The organism is Corynebacterium sp. HMSC076C10, assembly GCF_001812455.1.
Classification (GTDB): Bacteria; Actinomycetota; Actinomycetes; order Mycobacteriales; family Mycobacteriaceae; genus Corynebacterium; species Corynebacterium jeikeium_D.
The window spans coordinates 153619-167814 of record NZ_KV809097.1 but is presented as its reverse complement, the minus strand read 5'-3'; the positions used below and the strand labels follow the sequence as shown (position 1 = coordinate 167814).

Annotated in this window: 14 protein-coding genes; 5 read left to right on the top strand and 9 right to left on the bottom strand. The window is 57.5% G+C overall.

All coding sequences use genetic code 11. The annotated features are described in order from the left end of the window. Positions 1-30 precede the first annotated feature (30 nt). The gene (locus HMPREF2857_RS03085) at positions 31-918 is read left to right on the top strand and encodes a fructose bisphosphate aldolase (RefSeq protein WP_048734469.1); all 888 of its coding nucleotides are present in this window, start codon (positions 31-33) and stop codon (positions 916-918) included. Positions 919-1067: 149 nt separating this feature from the next. Here HMPREF2857_RS03085 and HMPREF2857_RS03080 read toward each other — a convergent pair whose 3' ends face one another. From HMPREF2857_RS03080 to HMPREF2857_RS03070, 3 genes are all read right to left on the bottom strand, one after another. Next, complete coding sequence (locus tag HMPREF2857_RS03080) at positions 1068-1706, bottom strand: DedA family protein (protein ID WP_016421557.1); 639 nt, start codon at positions 1704-1706, stop codon at positions 1068-1070. Between the two features lie 83 nt (positions 1707-1789). Beyond that, the gene (locus tag HMPREF2857_RS03075) at positions 1790-2407 is read right to left on the bottom strand and encodes a trimeric intracellular cation channel family protein (RefSeq protein WP_016421558.1); all 618 of its coding nucleotides are present in this window, start codon (positions 2405-2407) and stop codon (positions 1790-1792) included. A gap of 99 nt (positions 2408-2506) precedes the next feature. Further along, positions 2507-3355 carry a carbon-nitrogen hydrolase family protein gene (locus HMPREF2857_RS03070; RefSeq protein WP_070602406.1) on the bottom strand — a complete coding sequence of 283 codons (849 nt, stop codon included), beginning with the start codon at positions 3353-3355 and terminating at the stop codon, positions 2507-2509. A 143-nt stretch (positions 3356-3498) separates the two neighbouring features. On the opposite strand from HMPREF2857_RS03070, the gene HMPREF2857_RS03065 reads away from it, so the two are divergent. Together HMPREF2857_RS03065 and HMPREF2857_RS03060 are read left to right on the top strand one after the other, a co-directional pair. Beyond that, complete coding sequence (locus tag HMPREF2857_RS03065) at positions 3499-3816, top strand: hypothetical protein (protein ID WP_070549985.1); 318 nt, start codon at positions 3499-3501, stop codon at positions 3814-3816. After that, on the top strand, positions 3804-5366 hold the full coding sequence (locus tag HMPREF2857_RS03060; protein WP_070642693.1) for an alpha/beta hydrolase: 1563 nt from the start codon (positions 3804-3806) through the stop codon (positions 5364-5366). Before HMPREF2857_RS03065 ends, HMPREF2857_RS03060 begins: the two co-directional genes overlap by 13 nt. 108 nt (positions 5367-5474) lie before the next feature. Here HMPREF2857_RS03060 and HMPREF2857_RS03055 read toward each other — a convergent pair whose 3' ends face one another. Genes HMPREF2857_RS03055 through dnaK form a run of 4 tightly spaced genes read right to left on the bottom strand, consistent with a single transcriptional unit; the run spans position 5475 to position 9573 of the window. Further along, positions 5475-5885 (bottom strand): heat shock protein transcriptional repressor HspR, encoded by a 411-nt coding sequence (locus HMPREF2857_RS03055; protein ID WP_016421562.1) that lies wholly within the window; start codon positions 5883-5885, stop codon positions 5475-5477. Then, positions 5885-7081 (bottom strand): molecular chaperone DnaJ, encoded by a 1197-nt coding sequence (gene dnaJ, locus HMPREF2857_RS03050; protein WP_005511752.1) that lies wholly within the window; start codon positions 7079-7081, stop codon positions 5885-5887. The genes HMPREF2857_RS03055 and dnaJ overlap by 1 nt, the downstream gene beginning before the upstream one ends. A gap of 60 nt (positions 7082-7141) precedes the next feature. Continuing rightward, positions 7142-7729: a nucleotide exchange factor GrpE gene (gene grpE / locus HMPREF2857_RS03045; RefSeq protein ID WP_016421563.1), complete on the bottom strand. Its 588-nt coding sequence runs from the start codon at positions 7727-7729 to the stop codon at positions 7142-7144. Between the two features lie 2 nt (positions 7730-7731). Further along, positions 7732-9573, bottom strand: a complete 1842-nt coding sequence (gene dnaK, locus HMPREF2857_RS03040; RefSeq protein WP_048734453.1) for a molecular chaperone DnaK — start codon at positions 9571-9573, stop codon at positions 7732-7734. Positions 9574-10085: 512 nt separating this feature from the next. On the opposite strand from dnaK, the gene HMPREF2857_RS03035 reads away from it, so the two are divergent. Beyond that, positions 10086-10817 (top strand): YcnI family protein, encoded by a 732-nt coding sequence (locus HMPREF2857_RS03035; RefSeq protein ID WP_070642691.1) that lies wholly within the window; start codon positions 10086-10088, stop codon positions 10815-10817. A gap of 277 nt (positions 10818-11094) precedes the next feature. Here the strand turns inward: HMPREF2857_RS03035 and HMPREF2857_RS03030 are convergent, their stop codons facing one another. Then, entirely contained in the window at positions 11095-11859 is a 765-nt protein-coding gene (locus tag HMPREF2857_RS03030) for a cyclase family protein (RefSeq protein WP_070642690.1), read from the bottom strand. Between the two features lie 246 nt (positions 11860-12105). On the opposite strand from HMPREF2857_RS03030, the gene HMPREF2857_RS03025 reads away from it, so the two are divergent. Further along, positions 12106-12882 (top strand): enoyl-CoA hydratase, encoded by a 777-nt coding sequence (locus HMPREF2857_RS03025; RefSeq protein WP_049193758.1) that lies wholly within the window; start codon positions 12106-12108, stop codon positions 12880-12882. A 6-nt stretch (positions 12883-12888) separates the two neighbouring features. Here the strand turns inward: HMPREF2857_RS03025 and HMPREF2857_RS03020 are convergent, their stop codons facing one another. After that, positions 12889-13497, bottom strand: coding sequence for a YdcF family protein (locus HMPREF2857_RS03020; protein WP_048734430.1), 609 nt, complete (start codon positions 13495-13497; stop codon positions 12889-12891). Between the last annotated feature and the right edge of the window lie 699 nt (positions 13498-14196).

Here is a 14196-nt window from a genome sequence, read left to right as displayed (position 1 = left end):
ACATTCCTTCATTCTCACGAAAGGACTCGAATGAACATCGAGCAGGCACGTCAGATGACTGAGGGCAAGGGCTTCATCGCCGCTCTCGACCAGTCCGGTGGATCTACCCCGAAGGCTCTGCGCCTGTACGGCATCAACGAGGATCAGTACTCGAACGAAGATGAAATGTTCGACCTGGTTCACCAGATGCGTACCCGCATCATCACTTCCCCGTCCTTCAACTCTGAGCAGATTATTGGCGCGATTCTCTTCGAGCAGACCATGGATCGCGACATTGAGGGAATCCCGACCGCTCAGTACCTGTGGGAAAAGAAGGGCATCGTCCCGTTCCTGAAGACTGACAAGGGCCTGGCAGACAAGGAAAACGGCGTTCAGCTTATGAAGCCGTGCCCGGGCCTGGATGAGCTGCTGGAGCGCGCTGTCGCTAAGGGCATCTTCGGTACCAAGATGCGTTCCTTCATTGCCGAGGCAAACGAAGAGGGCATCAAGGCCAACATTGCCCAGCAGTTCGAGTTCGGCAAGCAGGTTCTGTCCCACGGTCTGGTTCCGATTCTGGAGCCGGAGGTCGACATCAACGCTGCTGACAAGGCAGAGGCTGAGGACATCGTCCTGCGCGAGCTGCTCGCTGGCCTGGATGACCTGGCTGATGACCAGAAGGTCATGATCAAGGTTTCCATCCCGACCAAGGATGACCTGTACAAGCCGCTGATTGAGCACCCGAAGGTCATGCGCGTTGTCGCCCTGTCCGGTGGCTACGAGCGCGAGGACGCCAACGAGCGCCTGTCCCGCAACCACGGCATGATTGCTTCCTTCTCCCGTGCACTGTCTGAGGGCCTGTCCGCTCAGCAGTCCGACGAAGATTTCAACGCAACTATGGCTGAGTCCGTCAAGGGCATCTACGAGGCTTCGATTTCCTAATCGTCCGCGCTGTGCATTTGCGCTTCGCTGTGCATCTGCGCTTGTGCACGCCTCTAGGTAGCCGCTAGCGCAATTAAAAACTCCCGCACCAAGAAAACCTGGTGCGGGAGTTTTTCTGTCGGCGCCTCTGCCCTTACGACAGCACCGTCCTACACCGAGCGCTTCGCAACAGCTGCTTTACGACGCGCATTCACACCACCAATGACAACCGGTAGCACGGAAATTGCAATGACCAGCAACATGATCTTGTCGATGGAACTGGTGATTCCCGGAATGTTGCCCAGCAGCACACCAACAGCGACCATACTGGCGACCCAGCCAATCGCACCGGTGACATTCCAGCCGATGAACTTTCCGTAGGGCATATTCGCAGTGCCCGCCGCCAGCGGAACGTAGGTGCGCACAATGGGAACAAATCGCCCCAGCACCAACGACAGTGGTCCGTACTTGGCAAAGAACTTCTCGGCCGCTTCCAGCCGATTAGTTCGGAGCACCTTGGCATTGTCGCTGAACAGTTTGCGGCCGAAGGAGTGGCCTAAGAAGTAACCGACTTGATCACCCAGCACCGCGGCAATAATACCGATAACCAGCACCTGCCAAGTGTGGACATCTAGCTCTGACCTTAAGACGGCAGCAGTGACCAACAGCGAGTCACCGGGCAGAAAAGGAAAGAGCACACCGGACTCAATAAAGATGATGAGTCCAAGCCCCGCAAGCACCCAAGGGCCAAACCCCTGGAGTAGAGCTTCGGGGTCTCCGATACCGGAGAGGAATCCAGAAAAATCCATAACGGCAATCTTTTCAGCAACAACTATCGATTCTGCTGAGCTAATTAGAGTATTTTGCTGAGAGTTTTTCTGGGTACTGTGTTTTAATCGCGCCCCTGATAGTCAAATACCGGCAGCGACCAGCCACGCCAAAGCGCCGCTAGTCGAATGAACAGTGCGGACAGCACCGCACAGATGATGTTGATGTTCTCGTGCAGGCCAACCATGTCGAGCACGTAGTAAAGCGTCGCCGCGACGACTGCGATGGAGGCATAGAGCTCCTTTTGAAACACCAGCGGGACGCGGTCACACATCAGGTCGCGGAGCACACCTCCAAACGCACCGGTAAGAACGGCGCCGACAATAGCGATGATGACGCCGTGCCCCATTTCCATGGCCACGCGGGCACCAATGATGGAAAACGCCGACAAGCCGATTGCGTCAGCGACCAAGAACACGACCCGAAAGTGCTTCATCAGGAAGTCGGCCAACAGCACCGTAATCAGTGCTGCACCGACGATAACCAGCAAATATTGCGGGCTTGCAACCCACACCAACGGATAGTGACCGAGAATGACATCGCGCAGGGTACCGCCGCCGATAGCAGTCATGCACGCAATTGTTGAAACTCCAAAGAGATCCATGCGCATTCGACCGGCCGCTAGTGCGCCGGTGACGCCTTCAGCCGTAATTCCGATGACCCAGAGGATGTGGAGCAGCATGATAAGAAATATAAATGACTTCGCCCGAATCGGTAGAACTATAGGCTAATATCCCGCAATCTTCGCCCCCTCGACTCGGCCCTCTTCATCGCTTCCCAGCTAGCCCTGATCGCGAATCTCCAGCACCGGAATCGAGCGACGAATCCGCTCCACCTCCGCTATATCCACATCGGCCACAAGCAACTGCGGGTCGTAGCCCGCCGAGGCAATAACTCCGCCGTCCGCATTGACCAACATGGAGTGCCCCGCGCCGGTCGGCCCCTCATCTTTCCCCGCGGCCTTCGCCCCATCAGGCCGGGCCGCATCGACTGCCGCAATCACACAAGTGCTATCCAGTGCGCGTGCCGACACCAGCGTCTGCCACTGCCTTACCTTGCCCGGGCCGTCATTCCACGATGCAGGCAGCGCGATGACCTCTGCGCCCAGGTTGGCCAGTTGAATGAATTGCTCCGGGAACCTGATGTCAAAGCATGTCGCAAGACCGAGGGCGACCGACGATCCGTCGGCAAGCGGGACATCACAGACCACGTGCGCGTTGCCCGGCGCGACAGTATCCGATTCGCGAAACCCAAAAGCGTCGAAGAGGTGGAGTTTGTCGTAGAACTCGACACCGGGGCCGTCCTCATCACGCCAAGCCAGAAGCAGCGAGTTGAAGACGCGGTGCATCGTCTTACCGTCGCGTTCCACTTCATCTGCCGGGCGGAACATGCCGACCACCACGCTGATTCCGGCATCGTGAGCGGCCTGCGAGACCTCCGCTACGAACCTATCGCTGCTGGACTCCGCCACGACATCCAGGCGACCGGAATTGAACGCCTTCATCGTGGCCTCGGGGAAAACCACCAAATCGGCGTTGTCCTGTGCTGCCCGCGCGATAGTCACCTTCACCGCGTCCAGATTCTCTTCAACCGACGCTGACAATTCCAACTGAGCCAGTGCAATACGCATGCCTAAATGCTACCGACTACCCCGGATTGACCGCCCTGAAGTTATCCACAGCGCGGCTTCCTGCGTTGCTTCCGCTCAGAGTTATCCACAGTTCGCTGAAGATGGTCTTCCGCTGCCTTACTCCACCCAGCAGAATCAAAAACATGGCCGAACACATCACAGTAAACCCAGCTCAACTATCCGCCTTAAGTCGTTCCTACCAGCAGATTTCCACTCGTATTGATGGCCTTTCCACCATCGTCGCAGCTGCCCCAGGAAGCGCCGAGCTCACCTCTGCCCTGCCCGGTTCACGGATTGTCCCCGCTGTCTCCACTACTTGTGGGAAGTGGTCGGAATCATTGCTTGCCGCGTGCACAAACATCGACGTTATTGCGCAGGCTGCCGATGCCCTCGCTGTCAGCGCTCTCGCGCACGAGCATGACCAGTCCGCCGCCTTGGAAAAGCTGTCATGGTCACGGTAGGCGAAGCACTGCTGTGGCATGTGGATTCGCTGGAGACGCTTGCCCGGGCACTGCGTTCCGGGGCACGCGCCCTCGCCGATTCCGCCGACAGTTCCCAGGGCGCACTCAACGCGCTCTCAGAGGACGACTTCGCCGGCGACAACCGCAGCGCCGCCGAGATTTCTGTCACCCACAGCTCCACGCGTCTGCGCCGGAGCAGCGTCGCGCTCGAACGTCTCGCCGCCTGCTGCAGCGACACCGCCGCCATGCTTAACGACGTCATCCGCGAACTTACCGCCGCGGTAAACCAGGCAACCAACCTGGGGTTTCAGGTGAACCTGGTTTCTGGTGCGGTGACTCCGCCAGAGGGCATGCTGTCCACGATTGCGCGCAGCCTCGTTCATCCCAAAATTCCTTCCGGGCCTTTCACCATGGCCGAATGGCGTGCAACCTCGCAGCTTCGGATTCAGTCGGCTTTGGCTGAACTCAACCGACTCGATGAGAAGGCGGCGGGCGCAATATCAGCTCTTTCACCACTGGTGGCAAGCGGAGTTAGCGGCTCGGGTAGATTGCAGCCATCACAGGCTGGCAGTGGTACTGGCAACCCTGCTGACAGAGGGCTTGACGGTGGTTGGGACTTGGAAGTTGGGAGCGGATTGACTGGGGCGTATTCGAGTAGACCGCTATCGGAGATAGACGCTGCCATGTCCGCTCGCGCCCGGGCTTTGGGGCTGCCTCCTGGACAACTATTGGAGTCCTCGCCTGGACATTCTGCGATTGCGTTCGGTGACGTTGAGCGAGCATCGACTGTGATTACTCTCGTCCCCGGCACCAGCTCTAGCGCGGAGGACGCTAGCAGGCAGTTCGAGCGCGTAGCCGCGACCTTCCACGCCGCCGGTGACGATCCGGAGGATGTGGCGGTGGTGTTGTTTTCCTATGACGCGCCACCCGACCTCCGTGAGGCCATACGCACCGAGTATCACAATTTTGCCGCTGAGCGCCTGCAGCACTTGCAAGCTGGTTTGATTGAGCGTTCCGGTGGCGTCGATAGTGGTGACACTGCGATCGCCGGTGGCCTTACTAGCCACGGCACGTCTCCGAATCAGCGGCACGTTGTCGCCGGCTATAGCTATGGGGCGACGGTGGTCTCGCAGGCCTCCCTTGGTAGTGGCCTCTACACGGATAGGGTGCTGCTCATAGCTCCACCAGGTGTTGGCCCCGGACTGGAACGCGCAAACGACATGAAACTACTCAAGCCGGACGGCACAGTCCGACCCGAATATGAAAATAAGCACCGTGTGGCAGTGGCGACATCCCCGATGGACCCCATTCGTATTCCTGCCGAACTGGGGATTCATGGGAAAAACCCAGCGGATAAGGATTTCGGCGCGTACACACTCAACCTGAGTGAGCGTGGCCTGTCCATGCGAGATTTGACCGATTTCATGGTCACTCCCGTGCAGGATATTCCTCAAAAGTATCGGCACATCCAGGGCAACCCACACATCGAACACTACTTTGACGACGAAGTTTTCACCCGCGAGGCCAACCGGTGGCTAACTGACAGCTGACCGGTCTCTCAGATCAGCGGTTGCGAATCCACGGCCCAAATTAACAAGCCAAAAGAAAACGGACTAACCAGGCGACGCTGGTTAGTCCGTTCACTCAGCCGTGTGGGATTACCTTTCCCCACCGCGGTTGTCTTTGTGCCGGCGTCGTGTGCGCGGCTCCCACATCACCACTGCCGTAGAGCGTGGGACGTGGACCAGTTCGCCTCGCGAACGACGAGCCTGTGCCTTTGCTTGATAGAGCTGCTCTCGCAGTTCTGCATTTTCCTGCTCAAGCGAATCCACCCGCTCAGTCAGGTCGATGATGGCCTTAATACCGGCCAGGTTGACGCCGTCTTCCTGACTCAGACGCTGAATCTCACGCAGCAGCGCCACATCGCGTTTGGTGTAGCGCCGACCTCCGCCGGAGGTTCGCTGCGGAGTTACCAACCCGAGTCGGTCATAATTACGCAGCGTCTGCGCATGCATGCCCGCGAGATTCGCGGCTACGGATATGACATAGACCTCAGTGTTGTCGGACATTATTTCGCACCTGCCCAACCCTCACGAGGATTGAACCCGCTGGCACGTTCCGCTTCGACGTAGGAGCGCAATGCCGAAGTGGCATTGTCGTCCAAATTGGTCGGCACCTTCACACGCACGGTTACCAGCAGGTCACCCGGAGTGCCATTGCGCTTCGGGATTCCTCGACCGCGCACACGCAGTGTTCGGCCATCGGCTGTGCCAGCCGGGACACGCACGCGAATCTTGTCACCCAACGTCGGCACGGTAATGGTGCCGCCGAGTGCGAGCTCGCCGAAGCTCACGGGCACCGTGACCTCAAGGTCGTTGCCGCTGCGGGTGAAGACTTCATCCGGGCGAACATGAACGGTGACAAAGAGGTCACCGGCCGGACGCCCCCGCAGTCCCGCTTCACCTTGGCCCGCAAGACGGACCTTCTGGCCGTCCACCACACCTGCGGGGACGCGAACGGTGATGGTACGACGGCGGGTGGTCACACCGGTGCCGTTACACTGCGAGCAAGGGTTCTCGATACGAGTGCCCTGGCCACCACAGTCCGCACACGGACTGGAGAAGCCGAAGGCCCCCTTTTGCTCCTTGACATATCCCGAACCATGACAGGTGGTACACGTCACCGGTGAGGTTCCCGGCGCTGCACCCGAACCATTGCAGTTCGTGCATGGCGACGGGTTGGTGAGCTGCAGCGGGATGGTGACACCTTGGGCAGCCTCGCGGAAATCGAGCGTAATCTCTGTCTCCACATCCGCACCACGGCGGGCCTTCTGCCGCCCGGCAGCACCAGCGCCACCATTGCGGTTTACGAAGCCGCCCAGGAAATCACCTAGGCCACCTGCACCACCAGCATTGCCACCGAATCCGGCACCTCCGCCGAAGAGATCCGACACGTCGAAGTCGAATCCACGTGCACCGGCAGCACCGGCTCCGCCGGCACCTGCGGCACCGGGGAATCGGAAACCACCTGCGAGAGCTGCACGCAGCTCATCGTATTCGCGGCGCTTGTCCTCGTCACCGACCACCGAGTATGCCTCGGAGATTCGCTTGAACTTATCTTCAGCGGCCTTGTTACCCGGGTTCTTGTCCGGGTGGTTCTCCCGGGCTAACTTGCGGTAGGCCTTTTTAATCTCGTCGAGTGACGCAGACTTAGAGACGCCCAAGTCAGCGTAATAGTCCTTATCTGCCCATTCCCGTTGAGTCATGGTGCATCTCCTCCTTTCAGAAAAACTAATTCAAAGAAATCTGCGTCACTTGTGTCTCCGCTACTGCGGATCGCCGATGATTACCATCGCCGTACGAATGACACGGTCATTAATTCGGTAGCCCTTGCGCAGCACATTGGCTAGAACCTTGTCATCCCCTTCAGAGAGATCCTGGACAGCCTCGTGGATGTCCGGGTTGAACTCCTCTCCTGCGGCACCAAATTCCTCAACACCCTGTGCGGTCAGCACGCCACGGAATTTATCCGCGAAAGCCTTCAGCGGGGTGCCGTCTGCCAAGTCGCCGTGCTCTTCAGCCCGGTCGAGGTCATCAGCCAAAACCAGCAGTTCTCCAGCCAGCTTTGCCTTCGCCTGTACGCGCTCGGCTTCACGGTCTCGGTCAACTCGACGACGGTAGTTTGCGAACTCCGCCGACAGGCGCTGCAGGTCCTCCGTGCGCTCATCCAACTCACGCTGGATGGCTGCAACTGGGTCTGCAGCTTCCTCCGCGGCGGTGTCGCCGGCGGCACCTTCGGTCGCCGGCTCCACGTCGTCGTCAAGCTTGGCCTGCTCGAAGACCTCGTTGACCTGATCGGCCAGGTTGGCCGGCTCCTCCGGGGTGGGCTGGTTTCCCTGATCCTGGTCAGTCATTCTTACTTGTCCTTCTCGTCCTCGTCGACGACCTCAGCGTCAACGACGTTGTCGTCAGCGTCAGCGGCCTCAGCACCCTCGGCTGCGGTTGCACCCTCAGCTGCCTGAGCCTCGTAGATAGCCTTACCCATCTCCTGGCTCTCGGTGGACAGCTTCTCGACGGCGGACTTGATGGCCTCGATGTCGGAGCCCTTCAGAGCCTCGTCGACTTCCTTGGCGGCCTCTTCAACGCGGTCGCGGATGTCCTGGGAAACCTTGTCCTCGTTCTCCGATGCGAACTTGCGGGTCTGGTAAGCCATGGACTCAGCCGAGTTGCGGACTTCCTGCTCCTCGCGGCGCTTCTTGTCCTCGTCAGCGTGCTTCTCAGCGTCCTTGATCATCTGGTCGATCTCCTCCTTGGAGAGGCCGGAGCCGTCCTGGATGGTGATCGTGTTTTCCTTACCAGTGCCCTTGTCCTTAGCGGTGACGTGGACAATGCCGTTGGCGTCGATGTCGAAGGTGACCTCAATCTGCGGGACACCACGCGGTGCCGGAGCGATACCGCCCAGCTCGAAAGAGCCCAGCAGCTTGTTAGCTGCAGCCATCTCACGCTCGCCCTGGAAGACCTGAATCTGAACGCTCGGCTGGTTGTCTTCAGCAGTGGTGAAGGTCTCCGAACGCTTGGTCGGGATAGTGGTGTTGCGTTCGATCAGCTTGGTCATGACACCGCCCTTGGTCTCAATACCCAGCGACAGCGGGGTGACGTCGAGCAGCAGCACGTCCTTGACCTCACCGCGCAGAACGCCGGCCTGCAGAGCAGCACCAACTGCGACAACCTCGTCCGGGTTAACGCCCTTGTTCGGCTCACGACCACCGGTCAGTTCCTTGACCAGCTCGGAGACTGCCGGCATACGGGTGGAACCACCGACCAGCACGACGTGGTCAATGTCGGAAACCGAAACATCAGCGTCAGCAATGACCTGCTGGAACGGCTTACGAGTGCGGTCAAGCAAATCAGAGGTGATGCGCTGGAACTCAGTACGGGACAGGGTCTCGTCCAGGAACAGCGGGTTCTTGTCAGCATCAACGGTGATGTACGGCAGGTTGATAGATGCCTGCTGCGAGGAGGACAGCTCAATCTTGGCCTTCTCAGCAGCCTCACGCAGACGCTGCAGAGCCATCTTGTCCTTGGTCAGGTCAATGCCGTTGCTGGACTGGAACTTCTCAACCAACCAGTCAACGATGCGCTGATCCCAGTCATCGCCACCGAGCTTGTTGTCACCAGCAGTTGCGCGAACCTCAACAACACCGTCGCCGATCTCCAGCAGGGAGACGTCGAAGGTACCGCCACCGAGGTCGAAGACCAGAATGGTCTGCTCCTTGTCGGACTTCTCCAGACCGTAAGCAAGTGCAGCAGCAGTCGGCTCATTGACAATGCGCAGGACGTTCAGGCCAGCAATCTGACCCGCTTCCTTGGTTGCCTGACGCTCAGCGTCGTTGAAGTAAGCCGGAACGGTAATAACCGCATCAGTGACGTCGTCACCCAGGTAAGACTCAGCGTCGCGCTTCAGCTTCATCAGCGTACGAGCGGAAATCTCCTGCGGAGTGTACTTCTTGTCATCAATCTCGATGCTCCAGTCAGTACCCATGTGGCGCTTGACCGAACGAATAGTGCGATCAACGTTAGTGACAGCCTGGTTCTTAGCGGACTGGCCAACCAGGACCTCACCATTCTTTGCAAATGCAACCACCGACGGAGTGGTGCGCGAACCCTCAGCGTTCGCAATCACCTGAGCCTCGCCGCCCTCGAGGACGGAGACACAGGAGTTCGTCGTACCCAAGTCAATACCAACAGCGCGTCCCATGATGAACACCTTTCTAGAAGAGTAAAAGAATTGCCCTTAAGTCTTACACGCTCAAGTCTGCATTGCCGTAGAAAATCTGTCAAGCAAACTTGAGTGTGTCCGACTCAATGTTTGTCATGCTGTGCAACGAGCTATGGGACAAAGCTATTCCCACCCGACTCAACTTTTCTAGAAAAACCTCCATCACTACAGGTCAACGCGATAAAAGATTTTTGTATAACTATGCTCTAAAGCCACTCACGGTAGCCTACAGCGCAATTTTCTATACAGAATCCTGTCTTCGGCCTCCAGCGGGAATTTCTTAGCACTAGCCCTGGGAACTTTCGTGCAAAGCGAACCGACTAATCCCCTGACGTGTTTTGCAGCCACCGGCTCATCAACAGGCCATGTCCTTGTTACCCCATGGCCTGACACCGAATCAGCTCTGGCGGCTCCACTAATACATGTCTAAATCCTCCCCATTTACGGGGCGATTGAGCCAAGAATTCATCCCACTTATTTAGGAGTTTTTCGTGCCTCAGAATGCACAGCGACACCATTTCCCCTTTTTCCGTGGGCTCGCAGTAGCGTCGGCAAGCGCCGCACTAACCCTCGCCTTCCCTGCCATTGCATCCGCACATGTGCATGCAACCCCGTCGTCTGCCCCGATTGGCGGCTACGCAGATCTGGCTTTCGGGGTCGGCCATGGCTGCGACGGTTCGCCGACGACGAAGGTCGAGTTCACCATCCCGGAGGAGTTCGAAAAGGTTACGCCGAACATGAACGCGAACTGGGATGTCACGAAGGAGTCGACCGGCTCTGGCGAGAATGAAAAGGTGCAGAAGGTCATCTACACCGCAAAGACTCCACTGCCGTCGGACCTGAAGGATTCTCTGACGCTCAGCGTGAAGGTGGCTGATAATGCAAAGCCGTCGACGGTTGAGGTGCCGACGCTGCAAACCTGTGAAAAGGGTTCGATGAACTGGGCTGAAAAGGACCACGATAGCGATTACCCGGTTCCAACCGTGGAGCTGATTGAGAAGTCGGCAGACGATGAACATAGCCACGGTCACGACCACAGCCACAGTCATGGCACCGGCGAGACAGCGCACGGCGATAACCACTCGGACAACGTGGAGCATTCCGCAGCTGCTACCAGCGAGGACTCAAGCAGCACGCTTGGCGGCTGGGGCCTAGGACTCGGCCTCGTGGGCGCGCTCACCGGTATTGCGGCATTGGCAGTTTCACTGCGCAAGCGAGGTTAAGACCACAGGCGGATTGCCACTCGGGAATCCGCCTTCACCGCGGCACTGCCGCCCATGCCTTCACAGAGCTCACCCCATGCGAGCACATAGAGCCGGCCGATCTTGACAATGCACGCCGGAGGATAATCCGTGCTGTCGGCTCGTCGTTTCGGTCGACGTAGTGAACGGACAATGCAAAGCTCTCAAACAATGACGGCTGAATCACGTATCTAGACTCGGATTGAGTTAGGTGAAGCTCTATGGCGTATTCGAAAACCGTTCAAAGGCAGTGGAAGGATTACTCTGGCAAAACTGCAAAAACCCGAGCTGGGAATCCTGTCCCATCCTTTGGCTTCGGCCAGGAGGCAACCACGAGTGCCCCCGTTTCCGGCACCTGGTCGAGCCCAGCCAGAAGTTCAATCTGCCATCGGTCACGCCCTAATAGATAGAGCTCCGTCGGCAAGCTGCCACCATGAGCCACGATGCCGGAGTCCGTATCAGTGGTCTCGTGCCCAATCGCCACAACGCCACGGTTGTCTATCAACCATTCGACGACCTCTACGTTCCACCCTGGATAATGGGTCACACCCTCTTCATCCGCATTGGCCATTGCCTCAGCGTCGGGCCACCGCTTTGACCAGTCACTGCGAAATGCGACGAATGCACCATCTGGAATCAAGCCATTGCGCTTCTCCCACGCCTCGACATCAGCAATCGAAGGGGAGAAATCATTATCCCGAGCGACTTCAGCAGTGAAATCTAGGACGACCAAAGGCAGGATCATCTGCTCGACGCCAATATTGTCAAGAGTTCTCGTCTCTTGGACGAAATGCACAGGCGGATCCACATGCGTACCCCACTGGCCAACAAACTGATACTGGTCGATTTCAAATCCATGTTCAGCGACGGTAAAAAGTCGTGTTCGCTGTTCGTCGGGAAGCGCCGGGAATTTCGGCTGACCGGCGTGAAACGCGTGAGTCAAGTCAATATAAGTGTGGTTTTCCCGAAGCTTGCGAGCAATGTCCCATAGTTCGTGCGTATTTTCGGTGTTCTTGTTCGACATAAAGCGAAGTATATAGACAAAGCTGTCTAGTTAGCCAACATGGCCACCGACACATCGAGCACTAAAAGACACCAACCCACCCCACCCTGCACCTATCAGCTCAAACAGCCTGACGGCACCCGCTACCGCAGGTACCCTCGCATACAGGAAAGACTTTTCAAGCCGCAGCCACGTTCTTCAGATTTTGGAATTGCGGGCTACATACACAACTTTCACCAAACTCAAGCCATCCCAAAGGAGTATCTAATGACCACCTACGAAAACATCCTTACCGAAACCCGAGGTCGCGTCGGCATTATCACCCTAAACCGCCCGAAGGCACTGAACGCCTTGAACCACAAGACCATGGAAGAGATCGGCGCAGCAGCCACCGCTTTCGACAACGACTCGGGAATCGGCGCGATTATCATCACCGGCTCCGAGAAGGCGTTTGCCGCAGGTGCGGACATTAAGGAGATGGCGGACAAGTCCGGCACCGAGATGTATGTCTCTGACTGGTTCGCACGTTGGGATGTTCTGACTTCCGTCCGCACTCCAGTTATCGCCGCCGTCAACGGCTACGCCCTGGGCGGTGGCTGCGAGGTCGCTATGATGGCGGACTTCATCATCGCTGGCGCTAAGGCCAAGTTCGGTCAGCCTGAGGTCAACCTCGGCATCTCTCCGGGCATGGGCGGCTCGCAGCGTCTCACCCGCGCAATCGGCAAGGCTAAGGCAATGGAGATGTGCCTCACCGGCCGCATGATGGGTGCCGAGGAAGCTGAGTGCGCAGGTCTGGTCGCCCGCGTCGTCGAGCCGGACGCGCTTCTCGACGAGGCCCTGAAAGTCGCCGACACCATTGCGTCGAAGTCTCTGGTTGCCACTACCCAGATTAAGGAACAGATCAACCAGGCCTACGAAATGACGCTGTCGCAGGGACTGCTCTTTGAGCGTCGCACCTTCCACTCCCTGTTCTCCTCCAATGACCAGAAGGAAGGCATGGCCGCTTTCACTGAAAAGCGCGAGGCAAACTTCACCAATTCCTAGAAACTGCTAGTTCACAGTCGACGGGACTGCCAGCCACAGAGCCGAGTTGTCGGCGGCAGCATAGGTGTCTCGTGCACGCGGTGTGTGCGTTGGAGAAGTCACAATGACAGCAGCACGAACGCCACGGGCTCCCGATCCTGCAAGGTATGCAGTGCCTGCCGCGTTTTCAACGGTGGAGTCTGAGTTTGTTTCCATCGTGATTCGTCGCTTCCACACTCCCATAGATGCAAGCGCATCACGCATGTACTCAGCCTCAGTCTGGCAGCCCGGCTGAGTACGACCACCCGTGACGACGACCGGGTTAAGCGGATGACGCAGCGCCAGCGAACGTGCAGTTTCCAATCGGGACGTCAAAACAGCTGGAGCACTGCAGTCGGGATTGAGACGGGCCCCGAGCACAATAATCGGCACCTGAGGATCAAGTAACGCAGTCTCCGCAGCTGCACGTCCGACCGGGGAAACCACCACTGGAGTCGCAAGCGAGCTATTGAACGCCTTGACTGCGACGGCACTGACCGGATTGGCGTTTGCCACTACACCCGAGCCAAAGACCGCACTCGCAGTAAGAATGAGGCCTGCTCCAGCCATAGCGATTGCACGGAAAGATCGCGCCATTAAAGTCCCTCTCAAGAAAAAGTGGCACGGAGAAATCCATACCCCACATGCCATTTAGAATCAGGCGGATAAATCCGCAGTATCACACCGCTAATACTAGGCGCTACACAAAATGGCGCCTACATAAGAATTACGCGGGGGTGGCCAGGCACTCTCTTCGCCACCAAAATAGCACGCCGCCTACCAGGTAAATTGCGGACGTAGAGGCTTTTAAATCCACTTGGGATTCATAAAAGTGAGTTACATTTAATGACTTTTTCGTTAACTGCCAGCAAATCCCGGGATCCAATAGCAAATTATCCACCAAAACACAGGTACAGAAGTCACTATTGTTATTTATGTTAAGAACGTAACGCATGTGAATACATGTCTGCTTCAGTCAATTTTCGAAGGCCAACACACCACCGAGCACCCTCTCCGTCTCGCGACACAGCCCCGCCCCAACACTCCGGCACTACCCCCACAATGCGTCCGCAAAACATCGAATCGGCAACACTCGACAACTACATACACGCAACGCCGCCGCCACTTCCGCCCATAAAAGCGTGACGACGAAAGTGCCGCGCGCCGTCGTCAAGCGAAAGCGTTGAAACCCGTCGAAACCCTCTCGAATAAAACAACGATTTTTTTGCGTAATTCGTCAAATAACCGCTGGTTACACCGTGTATCGATGAATTCAGCACTATTTTGCACATTAGT

Coding starts and splice junctions, on each gene's coding strand:
- HMPREF2857_RS03025 (WP_049193758.1), top strand. CDS start 12,106: ATGACCACCTACGAAAACATCCTTACCGAAACCCGAGGTCGCGTCGGC.
- HMPREF2857_RS03030 (WP_070642690.1), bottom strand. CDS start 11,859: ATGTCGAACAAGAACACCGAAAATACGCACGAACTATGGGACATTGCT.
- HMPREF2857_RS03060 (WP_070642693.1), top strand. CDS start 3,804: ATGGTCACGGTAGGCGAAGCACTGCTGTGGCATGTGGATTCGCTGGAG.
- HMPREF2857_RS03080 (WP_016421557.1), bottom strand. CDS start 1,706: ATGGATTTTTCTGGATTCCTCTCCGGTATCGGAGACCCCGAAGCTCTA.
- dnaJ (WP_005511752.1), bottom strand. CDS start 7,081: ATGACTCAACGGGAATGGGCAGATAAGGACTATTACGCTGACTTGGGC.
- HMPREF2857_RS03065 (WP_070549985.1), top strand. CDS start 3,499: ATGGCCGAACACATCACAGTAAACCCAGCTCAACTATCCGCCTTAAGT.
- dnaK (WP_048734453.1), bottom strand. CDS start 9,573: ATGGGACGCGCTGTTGGTATTGACTTGGGTACGACGAACTCCTGTGTC.
- HMPREF2857_RS03020 (WP_048734430.1), bottom strand. CDS start 13,497: ATGGCGCGATCTTTCCGTGCAATCGCTATGGCTGGAGCAGGCCTCATT.
- HMPREF2857_RS03085 (WP_048734469.1), top strand. CDS start 31: ATGAACATCGAGCAGGCACGTCAGATGACTGAGGGCAAGGGCTTCATC.
- HMPREF2857_RS03055 (WP_016421562.1), bottom strand. CDS start 5,885: ATGTCCGACAACACTGAGGTCTATGTCATATCCGTAGCCGCGAATCTC.
- grpE (WP_016421563.1), bottom strand. CDS start 7,729: ATGACTGACCAGGATCAGGGAAACCAGCCCACCCCGGAGGAGCCGGCC.
- HMPREF2857_RS03075 (WP_016421558.1), bottom strand. CDS start 2,407: ATGCTGCTCCACATCCTCTGGGTCATCGGAATTACGGCTGAAGGCGTC.
- HMPREF2857_RS03070 (WP_070602406.1), bottom strand. CDS start 3,355: ATGCGTATTGCACTGGCTCAGTTGGAATTGTCAGCGTCGGTTGAAGAG.